Origin of the sequence: Altererythrobacter sp. TH136, assembly GCF_007065885.1 — a bacterium.
Classification (GTDB): Bacteria; Pseudomonadota; Alphaproteobacteria; order Sphingomonadales; family Sphingomonadaceae; genus Tsuneonella.
In genome coordinates, this window is record NZ_CP041409.1 from 233,383 (window position 1) to 246,075 (window position 12,693).

Genomic DNA, 12,693 nt, shown 5'->3' on the forward strand with positions numbered 1-12,693 from the left:
TCAGCGGACGATCGCGCTGTAGGTAATTCGCCCTGCCGGAGCGGAAGGCGGGACGCGGAGCCGCAGGTGCGTCACGTCTTCAGCAGAAGCCAGCCTGCTGCCGATCCGCAAGTCCTCCAGCTGTCCCCAGTTACGCCCTTGGTCGATGGAAACCTCCACCTCCTCATTGCCGGCGCGTTGAAATGCGAGTGAACGGGGCACCGCGCTTTCCAATGTGAAACCGCGCGCGGCAGCCGCGCGCCAGGCGAGCACCAACACGACCTTGTCGCCTTTGCGCAGGGTGGTCGCCGGCTCCAGGGCCCGGGTGCCCTGTTGGCTCCGCTCCACGTACACCGACCGTTCAATGCCGACCCCGTTCGCGGCACTCACCCCGCCTGCCATCAGGCACAGCACGGCTCCTGCAACCAGTCCCATTCGCATGTTTCACTTCCCCCCAAGCCCCGCACGCGGGGCAGGTGAGGAATGGCGCGGCGTGGTTAATTTTTCGTGCATCGCGATGCATGCACAAAGCAGCCCGACGCGCGGTTGACAGCCCAGTTTCGACCCCTTAGTGGCGCGGCTCCCAAGCGGTGCGAACCCCAGATGCGCGGGTGTAGCTCAGTTGGTTAGAGTGCCGGCCTGTCACGCCGGAGGTCGCGGGTTCGAGCCCCGTCACTCGCGCCACTTGGGAATTTTTCGCTTAGCGATAGCGGCGTCAGTTCTGCTTCGGCAGGCGGAAGCTGCCGGTCTCCATCCAGACCATAAAGCGCTTGAGCGGCAGCAGCCAGACGATCCCCAGCACCAGGTAAACCGCCGCCTGTCCCAGCGTCGGCCACGCGCCGATCAGGTCGGGCACGTAGCGCGCCACCACCAGCGCGTAGACACTCAGCGCGGCGAGCAGTGCCAGGATACCGAGTGGGATGCGCGCGGTGGGTTCGGTTCTCATGCAAAGGGTCCGTAAAGGCGCGTGGGGGTAACGACTGCCGCCAGTGAACGATCGTGCGGCTCGTGCGGCATTGTGTCGATCAACTGGGTATCCCACGCCAGCCCGATTGCGATGGCATGCGGATGGGCGGCCAACCAGCGATCGTAATGCCCGCCGCCTTGGCCGAGCCGATGACCTTCGGCGCTGAATCCGACCACCGGCACGATCAGGACATCCGGGACCATCACCTCTGCATTCGGGTCCGGTTGCTTGAGGCCGTACGGTCCTGTCTCCAGGTCGTCTTCTCCAAAAGGATCGGTAAAGGCCGCGAACTCCATCACCGCGGCGTGATCGCCAAAGCGGGGAAGGGCGATGGGGTGGCCACGCTCGTGGAAAAAGCGGGCGTAGGCGGCCGCAGGCGCCTCGTTGGCGGTCGCGTGGTAGAGACCCACGGTCGCTCGTTCGGGAACCAGCGCCAATAGGGGAGCTGGCGGCACCCGGAATAACAGCGCGCGGGTCGCATCGGGCAACGCGGCGACATGCCGGCGACGCTCTGCGCGCAAGGACTTGCGCAAGGCGGCTTTGGTCTCGGTCACGGCAAGTCGCCTTTTCGGTTGTGGAGTGGCGGAACCACCATGGGTCGTTGCCCCAGTATCCTCTGACGCCGTAGGTCAGGTGGGGACCATGTGCCCCGGTCCCCGGGACAAACCCGGTCGCCAAGGTAGGGACAGCCCCCTAGGATTGCTTATAGCCCAGGGATAATGTTGCGGCTCGTGCCGGGCAGTCCCGCCGCCACTTATCTAGGGTGCCTGCGAGCCGCCCTCAAGCTTATCCGCCGTTTGCTCGAGCATTTCTGCCAGCCGTTCAAGCGCCGGCGCGAGATCTTCGTCCTCATTCGAGCGGGGGCCGTCGCTCACTGGAAGGGCTGCCAGCTCTTCCCTCTGCGCCTCCAGCGCCTCGATCCGATCGTGGAGCGCGCGTTCGTTGATCTCGCGTTCCGCCAACCGCTCGCTCAATTCGGCCAGCCTGTCCTGTGCCGCTTCAAACTCGTGCGCACGGTTATGCTCCGCCACCTGCAACCGCTCGAACTCCGCCTCGCGATTGGCGAGGGTGGCCTTCAATTCCTCGATCTCGCCAACGGCTGAGCCCGCCTGCGCCTTAGCCGCCGCGATATCGCTCTCCGCGCGCGTGACGGTGTCACGGCCTTCGTGCACTTCATCCGCCAGCAGAAGAGCGGCGAACAGCAGGTTCTGCGCATCGTTGCCGGTAAGGCGACCCATCGAGGCCAGCTTGTCGCTGATCGCGCTTCCAAGGCGCGTCACCCGGTCCTCTTCGCCGGCTGCGCAGGCGACCCGGTAGGTCCGTCCCCCGATTGACAGCGCGACCTCGCTCACCCTTCAAGCTCCCCAAGCAGAGCGTCGAGATCACCGAGCGCCTGCGCGACCGTTTCCCGCAGACTTTCGTGACGTTCGACCAGCGCGGTGACCGACGGCGGCGTGGCGGGTGACGGATCGCGCGCGCGGTCCGCGGCATGGGCGATCCGGGCGAGCGCATGCTCGATCCGCTGTACGGCTGCTTCAGTCCTGTCGCCCGTCATCATGCCGCGAATTATCGCGTTTTCCACGGCCATGCAAAGCCTTACCGCAACCTGTTGATAACTGTCTTTCGGTCGCTTCGGAGGCCGCCGGGACGGCGCCCGCCTTGACCTGACGCGGTGCCTCCGCGAAGGGGTCCGCGCGCGCTCGAATCGCGCTTAGCTGGAGACTTCCCGGATGACGCCAGAGCCCGAGCAATCGGCCGCCGCCCGACTGGCGCCGATGGCCAACGCCATTCGGGCCTTGTCGATGGATGCGGTACAGGCCGCGAACTCCGGACACCCCGGGATGCCGATGGGCATGGCCGATGTCGCCACGGTGCTCTGGTCCAAGTACCTCAAGTTCGATCCTGCTGCGCCCGACTGGGCGGACCGCGACCGTTTCGTGCTGAGCGCGGGCCATGGTTCGATGCTGATCTACAGCCTGCTGTATTTATCGGGCTACGCCTCGCCGACGATCGACGACATCCGCAACTTTCGCCAACTGGGCAGCGTGTGCGCCGGACATCCGGAAAACTTTCTGATCCCCGGAATCGAGTGCACTACCGGTCCGTTGGGACAGGGGCTGGCGATGGCGGTGGGCATGGCCGTGGCCGAGCGGCACCTCAACGCTGGCTACGGCGATGCGTTGGTCGACCATAACACCTGGGTGGTGGCTGGCGACGGGTGCCTGATGGAGGGCGTCAATCACGAAGCCATCGGGCTTGCCGGTCACCTGCGGCTTGGCCGGCTAAAGGTGCTGTGGGATTCGAACCGCATCACCATCGATGGGTCGACCGACCTGTCTACGTGCGAGGACATCCCCGCCCGCTATCGCGCCTCGGGCTGGCACGTGATCGAGTGCGACGGGCACGATTTCGCCGACATCGACCGCGCGCTTGCCGAAGCGAAGGCTCACGATGCCTCGCCGGTGCTGGTCGAATGCCGTACGATCATTGGCAAGGGCGCGCCCACGAAGCAGGGCACCAGCGGCGTGCACGGCGCGGCGCTGGGTGACGCTGAAGTGGCCGCCGCGCGCGAACACCTGGTCTGGACCGACGCGCCGTTCGTTACTCCCGATGCCATCCTGGCGGACTGGCGCGCTGTTGGCGCGCGGGGGGCGGCAGCGCACCACGAGTGGCAGGGGCGGCTAGATCAGTCGAGCAAGGCGGCCGAATTCGCCGCGCGCATGGCGGGCGAGATGTCGGCGACCGGCCTTGACGGCTTCATCGCGGGCCTTCTGGCGGAACCGAAAAAGGTGGCAACCCGCAAGGCCAGCGAGATGGCGCTCGAAGTGCTGACGGCCGACGTACCGGCGATGATTGGCGGATCGGCGGACCTGACGGGTTCGAATAACACCAAGACCAAGGCCACCACGCCGCTTACCGCAGACGATTACGCTGGCCGGTACCTGTATTACGGCATTCGCGAATTTGGCATGGCCTGTGCGATGAACGGGATGGCGCTGCACGGCGGGGTGATCCCCTACGGTGGGACCTTCCTGATCTTCAGCGACTATTGCCGCAACGCCGTGCGGTTGAGCGCCTTGCAGCAGACCCGCGCGATCTACGTGTTTACCCACGATTCGATAGGACTTGGCGAGGACGGGCCGACGCACCAGCCCATCGAGCAGTTGATGAGCCTGCGGCTGATTCCGAACCTGAACGTGTTCCGCCCGTGTGACGTGGTGGAAACCGCCGAGTGCTGGGCACTCGCACTGTCGACCCCGAACACGCCATCGGTGCTCGCGCTGAGTCGCCAGAACCTGCCCCAGCTTCGCGAGGAAGGCGGCATGCTGTCCGCCAGGGGTGCCTATCGGCTCCGCGCGGCGCGAGCGGCGCGCAAGGTCATCCTGATCGCGACCGGCTCCGAAGTGGAAGTGGCTGTCGCCACCGCCGACGCGCTTGAGGCAGAGGGCATCGGCGCCGACGTAGTCTCGATGCCGTGCATTGAGCTGTTCGAGGCGCAGGACGAGGCGTACAAGTCCGATCTGCTGCCGAACCTGCCGCCCGAGCAGTTGCTGCGCGTGTCGATCGAGGCTGGCGCGACGCTCGGGTGGGACCGGTACACCATGGCAAATGGCCTGAAGATCGGTCTCGACCGCTTCGGAGCGTCTGCGCCGGCAGAAGATCTCTACGCGAAGTTTGGCCTCACTGCCGAAGCGATCGTGCCACAAATCAAAACAAAACTAAGTATTTAGCAGGAGCTTTTCACATGGCGACCAAGGTTGCGATCAACGGGTTCGGACGCATTGGACGGCTGGTGGCGCGCGCCATCCTGGAGCGCACCGATCACGATCTGGAACTGGTTTCGATCAATGACCTGGCCGACACCAAGTCGAACGCGCTGTTGTTCGGGTTCGACAGCACCCACGGGCGTTTCCCCGGCACGGTCGAGACTGATGGCAACGATCTCGTCGTGAACGGCCGGCACATCAAAGTGACCGCGGAGCGTGATCCCGGTAACCTGCCGCATGGTGCCAACGGCGTCGACCTGGTGCTTGAATGCACAGGCTTTTTCCAGTCGGACGAAGCGAGCCGGCCGCATCTGTCAGCTGGCGCCAAGCGCGTGTTGATCTCCGCGCCGGCAACCGGCGTTTCGAAGACGATCGTGTTCGGGGTGAACCAGGACACGCTCACCGCAGATGACGTCATCGTATCGAACGCAAGCTGCACCACGAACTGCCTGGCGCCCGTCGCCAAGGTGCTGAACGACGCGATCGGCATCGAACGCGGGTTCATGACGACAATCCACAGCTACACCAACGACCAGCGCATGCTGGATCAGATCCACTCGGACTTGCGCCGGGCGCGGGCGGGGGCGATGAACATGATCCCCACGACCACCGGCGCCGCGCGCGCGGTCGGTCTGGTTCTGCCAGAGCTGAAAGGCAAGCTCGATGGCTCGAGCGTCCGCGTGCCGACGCCGAACGTGTCGCTGATCGACCTGGCGTTCACGCCGGGCCGAGACACCACGAGGGAAGAGATCAACGAGGCGCTGAAGGCGGCCGCGGATGGGCCGATGAAGGGCGTGCTCGATTTCACGGATCAGCCGCTGGTTTCGAGCGATTTCAACCACTACCCGGCGTCCTCTACGGTCGATTCGCTGGAAACGGCCGTGCTTGAAGGCAAGCTGGCGCGGGTCGTGAGCTGGTACGACAACGAGTGGGGTTTCTCCAATCGGATGATCGACACCGCCGGGGTCATGGCGAAGTTCATCTGAGGCGGCTGAACATGGCCAGCTTCAAGACGCTCGACGACCTGCCGGATGATCTCTCCGGCAAGGTTGCTCTGGTACGCGTAGACCTAAACCTGCCGATGAACGAAGGCCGGGCGAGCGACCTCACCCGGGTGGAGGCGAGCGCGCCGACGATCCTCGAACTGGCGGACGCCGGCGCCAAGGTGCTGTTGTTGGCCCATTTCGGACGCCCGAAAGGTGAGCGCTATTCGACGATGAGCACCAGCGTCGTGCAGGGCGACCTCGAACGTGTGCTGGGCCGCGAGGTCATGTTCATCTCGGAATTGTCAGGACCGGTGGTCGAACAATCGATCGGCATCTTGCGTCCCGGCGACATCGGGTTGCTCGACAACGTCCGGTTCTGGCCGGGCGAAGAAGCCAACGATCCTGAATTTGCCCGCGCTATCGCGGCGAACGGCGACTTTTATGTGAACGACGCCTTTTCCGCCGCGCACCGGGCGCACGCCTCGACCGAAGGCCTGGCGCATCTGCTGCCGGCCTATGCCGGGCGCGCGATGGAAAAGGAGCTGAAGGCCCTCGACGCGGCGCTCGGCAATCCGGAAGCGCCCGTCGCCGCGGTAGTTGGCGGGGCGAAGGTTTCGAGCAAGCTGGCCGTGCTGGAAAACCTGGTGGGCCGCGTGCAGCACCTGATCATCGGCGGCGGCATGGCCAACACCTTCCTCGCCGCACGCGGGGTCGGTGTGGGCAAGAGCCTGTGCGAGCACGAACTGGCGCCGACGGTGAACGCGATCCTTGACCGTGCCGATCATGCCGGCTGCACGGTGCATCTGCCATACGACGTGGTGGTCGCGAAGGAATTCGCCGCCAATCCGCCGTCCATGCGGATCTGCAACGTTCACGAGGTCGCGGCCGACGAAATGATCCTCGACGTGGGTCCGGCTGCGGTCGAGGCGCTGGCTGACGTTCTCAAGACCTGCCGCACGCTGGTCTGGAATGGACCGCTCGGCGCGTTCGAGACCGATCCGTTCGATGCCGCAACCGTATCGCTGGCCCGCATCGCTGCCGCCCTGACGCAGGACGGCAGCCTGGTATCTGTGGCAGGTGGCGGCGATACGGTGGCCGCGCTGAATCACGCGGGCGCGGCGGCGGATTTTACCTATGTTTCCACCGCCGGTGGCGCGTTCCTGGAGTGGATGGAAGGGCGCGAATTGCCGGGCGTGAAGGCGCTGGAGCAATGAGCGAGGAAAAGTCGCAAACGTCGCACGGGCCGATCGAGGTTACCGAGGGCGAATTCGCCGGATGGATGAACTGGCCGCACGACGCGTTCGAAACCCGCGCGGGACCGTTCTATTTCCGCAACGACGAGAACGGCCAGGCCGTCTGCGCTTTCCGCGCTGAGCAGAAGCACATGAACGGCGGGGGGTTCATGCACGGCGGCTGCCTGATGACCTTCGCCGATTTCGCGCTGTTCTCGATCGCGCACAACGAATTGCGGGACAATTTCGCTGTCACGCTGAGCATGACCTCGGAGTTCCTCGACCCATCGCGCGTGGGTCAGTGGATGGAAGCGCGCGGAGAGGTTGTGCGGGCCGGCGGCAAGACGATTTTCGTGCGCGGCACAATTACAGCCGACGGCAAACCGGTATTCACCTTCACCGGGATCATCCGCAAGGTCGGCAAACGCAGCTAGCATTCGACAAGACAGGGACACGCAATGAATACCGACGACATGACCCGCCGCATCGCCACGGGTGAAGGCTTCATCGCCGCACTCGACCAGTCCGGCGGTTCCACACCGAAGGCGCTGACCGGCTACGGCATCGAGGACGGCGCCTGGTCCGACGAGGACGAGATGTTCGGCCTGATCCACGCGATGCGTGAGCGGATCATCGAAAGCCCCTGCTTCGGCGGCGGCAAGGTGATCGGCGCGATCCTGTTCGAAAAAACCATGGACGGCATGAGCGGCGGCAAGCCGGTGCCCGAACGGCTCGCCGAGCGCGGAGTGGTGCCGTTTCTCAAGGTCGACAAGGGCCTGGAGGACGAGGCGGATGGTGTGCAGCTGATGAAGCCGATGCCGGAACTGGAAAGCCTGCTTGGCCGCGCGCGCGACAAGGGCGTGTTCGGCACCAAGATGCGCAGCGTGATCAAGTCCAACCAGGCCAGCGGCATCGAGCGAATCGTTCGCCAGCAGTTCGAGGAAGGGAAGCGCATCGTCGCCGCTGGGTTGATGCCGATCCTCGAGCCCGAATACGACATCAAGGCAAGCGACCGGGCTGAGGGTGAGAGGGTGCTATTGCAGGCGATAAGCCGCGAACTCGACGCGCTGCCCGAAGGCCAGCAGGTAATGCTCAAGCTGTCGATCCCGGTGGAAGCCAATCTCTACCAGCCGCTGATCAACCACCCCAAGGTGCTGCGCGTGGTCGCGCTTTCGGGCGGGTATTCAACGGAAGAAGCGTGCGCCAAGCTGGCGGAGAACCAGGGCATGATCGCCAGCTTCAGCCGGGGCTTGCTGCAGGACCTGCGCCACCAGCAGAGCGACGAGGAATTCGACGCCACGCTCGGTTCGGCGATCGACCAAATCCACCTCGCCTCCGTCCGCTAGCAGACAAGCTAGCGCGGCTCGTAGACGAATCGGTACTCCATCGGCTGCGTTTCGGTGCCGGCCATCTTTTCCGGCCGGACCGAAACCAGCGCGATGACCTTGCCATGCGTGCCGTACGGCTCTCCCAAAGTCAGATCCGCGGTATCCGCCCATCCGGCGCCGGCAATGGTGGTCTTCACGACCACCCGGCCGGCCCATACGCAGCGGGCATTCATCGGGCAGCGGCTGTCCTCCACCAGCTTCCTCGGCGTGAGGATCAGATCGCCCACCTGCACCGGCTGGCCGATGGGCACCGCGTAACCGGCGGGCTGAGGCGGGGTGCTGTCGGCGGGCGGCACCACCGCACAAGCGGTCACCGAAGGCGGGGCCAGGGCCAGCACGAGCGCGGGGATTTTCATCATGCCGGCGTGATATCCCGCCCGGTACTTTCGCAGGACTGAACGTCACGCGGCGATCCTGGCGAGCCGTATCTCACTGCGAACCCCGCACAGCAACGAAAGGCCCCGCCTTGGGCAAACGCTGCGCGGTGCTTGACGGCGCGCTTCCCGCGACCGAACAGCCCGCAATTACGCTGTCATCCAGCCGGCGCAGATGCGGACTGGCACCTGGAGGTATCGAATTGTGAGCGCGCCAAGCCAACCGAACACCCATGCCGTATCGCACTGTCACCTTTACCTCATTTCGCCGCTGGACGTGACGGGTGACTTTCCGGCCCGGCTTGAACGGGCGCTGGCCGCCGGCCACGTGGCGGCGTTCCAGTTTCGGGTGAAGGCCATTGATCAGCACGCGGCCGCAGCGCTGGCGGCGCCGCTCCAGGCCATCTGCGCGGCGCATGAATGCGCTTTCATCGTGAACGACGACATCGGGCTCGCCAAGCGCCTGAGTGCCGACGGGGTGCATCTGGGCCAAGCGGACGGCGATGTGCGAGATGCGCGCGAACAACTCGGGCGAGACTCCCAGATCGGGGTGACCTGCCACGCCAGTCGCCATTTGGCGCTGGAAGCGGGCGAAGCGGGCGCGGACTACGTCGCGTTCGGCAGCTTCTTCCCCAGCACGACCAAGGCCAGCGAGCATCGGCCTGAGTTGGCAGTCCTGGAATGGTGGCAGCAGATGGTCGAGATTCCGTGCGTGGCGATCGGCGGAATCACGCCTGACAACTGTGGTCCGCTGGTGAAGGCGGGCGCGGACTTTCTGGCTGTTTCGGCCGCGGTGTGGACTGGCGACGAGGAAGCCAACGTCCGTGCATTCAAGCGCGCCATCGCAGAGGCCAACGCCTAAATGGCAGGGGCGGGACGAATCCGCTCTTAACGTCCCCAACCCTCCTCGCAGAGGGAGATTGTGCTGAACGCTCCCAGTCCCGCAGGAAACGAACCGGCGGTCATTGGTTATCGTTATCGATTGTTCCGGGGAAGGGGTGGGTCGCGCCCCGCAGACACAGGATTTTCCATGCGCTCTTTCATCGCCGCCGCTTCAGCTTTCGCGCTTGCCGCCTGTGGCTTCAACGGCACGGATCGAGACAACGATGCCGGGGCAGAGGCCGACCGTGCGGTGAATGCGACCACCGAGAACCTGGCCGACACGATGGCTTCGCACGACGGAGGGGACGCCGCTTCGGACGTGCCTGACATCCCTGACGTAGACGCGCGTCCGGTGATGCAGGCTCAGGTCGTGCTTGATCGGCAAGGGTTCGGGCCTGGCGTGATCGATGGCAAGATGGGCATGTCGACTGAAAACGCTCTCAACGGTTTCCAGGAAGCCAACGGCCTGCCGGTTACAGGCGAACTGGACGAAGCGACCAGGTCCAAGCTCAGTCAGTGGCAGTCCATCCCTGCAACGCGGGTAGTGCGCATTCCGGCGGACTGGGGGAATGAGCAGTACATGCGCACCCCCGATGAGCCGGAAGATCAGGCGAAGCTGGAGCGGCTGGGATATCAGAATCTCGATGAACGTCTGGCCGAGCGGTTCCACACCACGGTTGACGTGCTCAAGTCATTGAACCCGGGCGGAAGGCCCGCAGGCATGATGGCCGATTCAGCGGCAGCCGGGGGAGCTAGCCCTTCAGCCACGGCAACGCCCGGGCCGACCGGCAGCGCCTCGCCAACTCCCTCCCCATCGGCGACCGCATCGGGCGCGGCGGACCTAGCGCCGCTGCCATCGACCTTTACCGCAGGAAAGCTGATCCGCGTACCGAACATCGGTGCCGATCGCATCGCTCCGGGTTCGGTCAAGGATGCCAAGTGGCAGCAGACGCTGCAAAGTCTGGGTGTCGGTACGGATCAGCCGAAGGCCGCAAAGGTTGTTGTGAGCAAGAGCAAGGGCACGCTGAAAGCGTTCGATCAGGGCGGCAAGCTGATTGCGCTGTTCACCGTGACCTCCGGATCGAGCCGCGACCCGCTTCCGCTCGGCGAATGGAAGATCAACGCAGTCGCCCATAATCCGCCGTTCAACTACAATCCCGACCTGTTCTGGGATGCCGAGGCGACGGATGAAAAAGCCACTTTGCCGCCGGGTCCGAACGGTCCGGTCGGGGTCGTCTGGATTGACCTTAGCAAGGAACACTATGGGATCCACGGCACGCCCGAGCCGCAGACCATTGGCCGCGCAGAATCTCACGGCTGCGTGCGACTCACCAACTGGGATGCGGCGCGACTGGCGCAGATGGTAAGCACCGATACCCAGGTGATTTTCGAGAAATAGGCCATGTTGCACCAGCTCGATCGGCTGCTGACGATTGTGGTGACCGCGACACTGACGTCAGCGGTCTGGATCGTGGCGGGTGGGACGATCATGCAGCAAGCGAATTTCGCGAGCGGAGGAGAGGCGCCCCAGTCTGCTGCGAATGCTTCCCGCGGCGTGCAGCAATCGGACCGGCAGTTGGCTGGTCGATCGGTCATGGCTCCGGCACGCGGCGCAACGCTCGTGGTGCCGGTAGTCGGCAAGACTGCCGCCGATTTGACCGACACTTTTACTCAGGCGCGCGGCGGAGGGACGCGGGTGCATGACGCGATTGACGTCATGGCGGCGGAAGGAACGCCCATCATCGCCGCGGCGCCGGGACGGATCGAAAAGCTGTTCACATCGAAAGCCGGCGGGCTGACGATCTACGTCCGTTCACCCGACCAGCGGACGATCTACTATTATGCCCACCTCAGAAACTATGCGCCGGGACTGCGCGAAGGTCAGAAGGTGACCGCCGGCCAGCGGCTTGGCAGCGTAGGGCACACCGGTAATGCTGATCCGGCAGGGCCGCATCTTCATTTCGCGGTGCTGCAGACGCACCCGGGAGCGAGGTGGTCGGAGCCGGCTACCGCCATCAACCCGTATCCCTTGCTGGGTGGGAAGTAGGTCTAGCGCGATGACCCGGTGCGCACGCAGCGCATCTTGGCGAATTCGCCTTCAAGGTTCGTGCGCTGAAGCCGTTTGGGGCTGACCCGTTCAAACCGGGCACCCCGCATGGGGCCGCGGGTGAACACCACGTCGTCGCCGGACAGTAGATAGGTGCCCTTGCCGGTTTCAGTCACGTAGGTCGACGCATTGGTGATTTCGAACCAGGCCTTGTCGACCGGTCGCGATGCCAGCCCCGCCGCATCGCCCGGAAGCTCGCAGACATAGCGGCCGTGCGGCAGGGTGCCGAGCTTGCCTTCGGCGTGGGCGGCGGTTCCGAAACCCGCGGTCGCGAGCAGCAGTACAGCGAAAAAGTGGCTCGTCATCAGGGGCATTCGTAGCATGCACCAGCTGTTGCCGCCACCTGCCTTGCCGGTTGCTGACCGAGCCGCTAAGGCGCGCAGGCATGGTGCCGCGCCCCCGGGGGCTCACCCGCGCGGCCAATTACTCCAAGAGGCTCTTTAGCGATGAAAATCTCCGGCGTGGACATTCGTCCCGGTAACATCCTCGAATACGACGGCGGGATCTGGAAGGTGGCCAAGATCCAGCACACCCAGCCCGGCAAGGGGGGGGCGTACATGCAGGTCGAGATGAAGAACCTGCAGGACGGCCGCAAAACCAACGTCCGTTTCCGCAGCGCCGACACGATCGAGCGCGTGCGCCTGGACCAGAAGGCGTATCAGTATCTCTACGCCGATGGCGAGATGCTGGTGTTCATGGACAAGGATTCGTACGAACAGATCACTCTGCCCGCCGACCTGGTGGGAGAGGCAGCAGCGTTCCTGCAGGACGGCATGGAAGTCGACCTGGAACTGTGGGATGAGAAGCCGATCTCGGTCGCGCTACCCAGCCAGATCGAAGCCACCATCGTCGAAGCTGATGCGGTGGTTAAGGGGCAGACGGCGTCCTCGAGCTACAAGCCTGCGATCCTCGACAATGGCGTGCGCGTGATGGTGCCGCCGCATATCGGCAGCGGCACGCGGATCGTGGTCGACGTCTATGAGCGGACCTACGTCGGCAAGGCTGGTTAAC

16 protein-coding genes, 1 tRNA gene and 1 other RNA gene are annotated in these 12,693 nt (G+C 64.7%); 10 read left to right on the forward strand and 8 right to left on the reverse strand.

Annotated elements, in window-relative coordinates; translation table 11 throughout:
* The gene (locus C0V74_RS01150) at nucleotides 1-414 is read right to left on the reverse strand and encodes a hypothetical protein (RefSeq protein WP_246844913.1); all 414 of its coding nucleotides are present in this window, start codon (nucleotides 412-414) and stop codon (nucleotides 1-3) included.
* Between the two features lie 172 nt (nucleotides 415-586).
* On the opposite strand from C0V74_RS01150, the gene C0V74_RS01155 reads away from it, so the two are divergent.
* A tRNA-Asp gene (locus C0V74_RS01155) sits at nucleotides 587-663 on the forward strand.
* Between the two features lie 31 nt (nucleotides 664-694).
* Here C0V74_RS01155 and C0V74_RS01160 read toward each other — a convergent pair.
* The 5 genes from C0V74_RS01160 to C0V74_RS01180 all read right to left on the reverse strand — a co-directional run bounded on the left by C0V74_RS01160 (nucleotide 695) and on the right by C0V74_RS01180 (nucleotide 2,534).
* Entirely contained in the window at nucleotides 695-925 is a 231-nt protein-coding gene (locus C0V74_RS01160; RefSeq protein WP_131623367.1) for a DUF2842 domain-containing protein, read from the reverse strand.
* Nucleotides 922-1,500: a 5-formyltetrahydrofolate cyclo-ligase gene (locus tag C0V74_RS01165; protein ID WP_143250269.1), complete on the reverse strand. Its 579-nt coding sequence runs from the start codon at nucleotides 1,498-1,500 to the stop codon at nucleotides 922-924. Before C0V74_RS01165 ends, C0V74_RS01160 begins: the two co-directional genes overlap by 4 nt.
* A gap of 27 nt (nucleotides 1,501-1,527) precedes the next feature.
* A non-coding RNA gene (gene ssrS / locus C0V74_RS01170) (6S RNA) lies at nucleotides 1,528-1,694 on the reverse strand.
* Nucleotides 1,695-1,704: 10 nt separating this feature from the next.
* The gene (gene zapA, locus C0V74_RS01175) at nucleotides 1,705-2,298 is read right to left on the reverse strand and encodes a cell division protein ZapA (RefSeq protein WP_143250270.1); all 594 of its coding nucleotides are present in this window, start codon (nucleotides 2,296-2,298) and stop codon (nucleotides 1,705-1,707) included.
* Nucleotides 2,295-2,534 (reverse strand): hypothetical protein, encoded by a 240-nt coding sequence (locus tag C0V74_RS01180; RefSeq protein ID WP_246844914.1) that lies wholly within the window; start codon nucleotides 2,532-2,534, stop codon nucleotides 2,295-2,297. The genes zapA and C0V74_RS01180 overlap by 4 nt, the downstream gene beginning before the upstream one ends.
* 142 nt (nucleotides 2,535-2,676) lie before the next feature.
* Between C0V74_RS01180 and tkt the strand changes: the two genes are divergently transcribed.
* The 5 genes from tkt to C0V74_RS01205 are packed head-to-tail and all read left to right on the forward strand — an operon-like array spanning nucleotide 2,677 to nucleotide 8,277.
* Nucleotides 2,677-4,677, forward strand: a complete 2,001-nt coding sequence (gene tkt, locus C0V74_RS01185) for a transketolase (protein WP_143250271.1) — start codon at nucleotides 2,677-2,679, stop codon at nucleotides 4,675-4,677.
* Between the two features lie 14 nt (nucleotides 4,678-4,691).
* Complete coding sequence (gene gap, locus C0V74_RS01190; protein ID WP_143250272.1) at nucleotides 4,692-5,699, forward strand: type I glyceraldehyde-3-phosphate dehydrogenase; 1,008 nt, start codon at nucleotides 4,692-4,694, stop codon at nucleotides 5,697-5,699.
* Between the two features lie 11 nt (nucleotides 5,700-5,710).
* On the forward strand, nucleotides 5,711-6,913 hold the full coding sequence (locus C0V74_RS01195; protein ID WP_143250273.1) for a phosphoglycerate kinase: 1,203 nt from the start codon (nucleotides 5,711-5,713) through the stop codon (nucleotides 6,911-6,913).
* Nucleotides 6,910-7,365 carry a PaaI family thioesterase gene (locus tag C0V74_RS01200; protein ID WP_143250274.1) on the forward strand — a complete coding sequence of 152 codons (456 nt, stop codon included), beginning with the start codon at nucleotides 6,910-6,912 and terminating at the stop codon, nucleotides 7,363-7,365. Before C0V74_RS01195 ends, C0V74_RS01200 begins: the two co-directional genes overlap by 4 nt.
* Nucleotides 7,366-7,389: 24 nt before the next feature.
* Complete coding sequence (locus C0V74_RS01205; protein WP_131623353.1) at nucleotides 7,390-8,277, forward strand: fructose bisphosphate aldolase; 888 nt, start codon at nucleotides 7,390-7,392, stop codon at nucleotides 8,275-8,277.
* Between the two features lie 8 nt (nucleotides 8,278-8,285).
* Here the strand turns inward: C0V74_RS01205 and C0V74_RS01210 are convergent, their stop codons facing one another.
* Nucleotides 8,286-8,678: a hypothetical protein gene (locus C0V74_RS01210; RefSeq protein WP_210413426.1), complete on the reverse strand. Its 393-nt coding sequence runs from the start codon at nucleotides 8,676-8,678 to the stop codon at nucleotides 8,286-8,288.
* A gap of 220 nt (nucleotides 8,679-8,898) precedes the next feature.
* On the opposite strand from C0V74_RS01210, the gene thiE reads away from it, so the two are divergent.
* From thiE to C0V74_RS01225, 3 genes are all read left to right on the forward strand, one after another.
* Nucleotides 8,899-9,555: a thiamine phosphate synthase gene (thiE, locus tag C0V74_RS01215; RefSeq protein WP_246844915.1), complete on the forward strand. Its 657-nt coding sequence runs from the start codon at nucleotides 8,899-8,901 to the stop codon at nucleotides 9,553-9,555.
* Between the two features lie 168 nt (nucleotides 9,556-9,723).
* Nucleotides 9,724-10,974 (forward strand): L,D-transpeptidase family protein, encoded by a 1,251-nt coding sequence (locus tag C0V74_RS01220; protein ID WP_168194121.1) that lies wholly within the window; start codon nucleotides 9,724-9,726, stop codon nucleotides 10,972-10,974.
* Between the two features lie 6 nt (nucleotides 10,975-10,980).
* Entirely contained in the window at nucleotides 10,981-11,622 is a 642-nt protein-coding gene (locus C0V74_RS01225; protein WP_246844985.1) for a M23 family metallopeptidase, read from the forward strand.
* 2 nt (nucleotides 11,623-11,624) lie between these two features.
* On the opposite strand, the gene C0V74_RS01230 is transcribed toward C0V74_RS01225, so the two are convergent.
* Entirely contained in the window at nucleotides 11,625-11,987 is a 363-nt protein-coding gene (locus tag C0V74_RS01230; RefSeq protein WP_143250277.1) for an elongation factor P, read from the reverse strand.
* 141 nt (nucleotides 11,988-12,128) lie between these two features.
* Between C0V74_RS01230 and efp the strand changes: the two genes are divergently transcribed.
* Nucleotides 12,129-12,692 (forward strand): elongation factor P, encoded by a 564-nt coding sequence (gene efp / locus C0V74_RS01235; protein ID WP_131623345.1) that lies wholly within the window; start codon nucleotides 12,129-12,131, stop codon nucleotides 12,690-12,692.
* Nucleotide 12,693 lies beyond the last annotated feature (1 nt).

Coding starts and splice junctions, on each gene's coding strand:
- C0V74_RS01150 (WP_246844913.1), bottom strand. CDS start 414: ATGGGACTGGTTGCAGGAGCCGTGCTGTGCCTGATGGCAGGCGGGGTG.
- C0V74_RS01160 (WP_131623367.1), bottom strand. CDS start 925: ATGAGAACCGAACCCACCGCGCGCATCCCACTCGGTATCCTGGCACTG.
- C0V74_RS01180 (WP_246844914.1), bottom strand. CDS start 2,534: ATGGCCGTGGAAAACGCGATAATTCGCGGCATGATGACGGGCGACAGG.
- tkt (WP_143250271.1), top strand. CDS start 2,677: ATGACGCCAGAGCCCGAGCAATCGGCCGCCGCCCGACTGGCGCCGATG.
- gap (WP_143250272.1), top strand. CDS start 4,692: ATGGCGACCAAGGTTGCGATCAACGGGTTCGGACGCATTGGACGGCTG.
- C0V74_RS01195 (WP_143250273.1), top strand. CDS start 5,711: ATGGCCAGCTTCAAGACGCTCGACGACCTGCCGGATGATCTCTCCGGC.
- C0V74_RS01200 (WP_143250274.1), top strand. CDS start 6,910: ATGAGCGAGGAAAAGTCGCAAACGTCGCACGGGCCGATCGAGGTTACC.
- C0V74_RS01205 (WP_131623353.1), top strand. CDS start 7,390: ATGAATACCGACGACATGACCCGCCGCATCGCCACGGGTGAAGGCTTC.
- C0V74_RS01210 (WP_210413426.1), bottom strand. CDS start 8,678: ATGATGAAAATCCCCGCGCTCGTGCTGGCCCTGGCCCCGCCTTCGGTG.
- C0V74_RS01220 (WP_168194121.1), top strand. CDS start 9,724: ATGCGCTCTTTCATCGCCGCCGCTTCAGCTTTCGCGCTTGCCGCCTGT.
- C0V74_RS01230 (WP_143250277.1), bottom strand. CDS start 11,987: ATGACGAGCCACTTTTTCGCTGTACTGCTGCTCGCGACCGCGGGTTTC.
- efp (WP_131623345.1), top strand. CDS start 12,129: ATGAAAATCTCCGGCGTGGACATTCGTCCCGGTAACATCCTCGAATAC.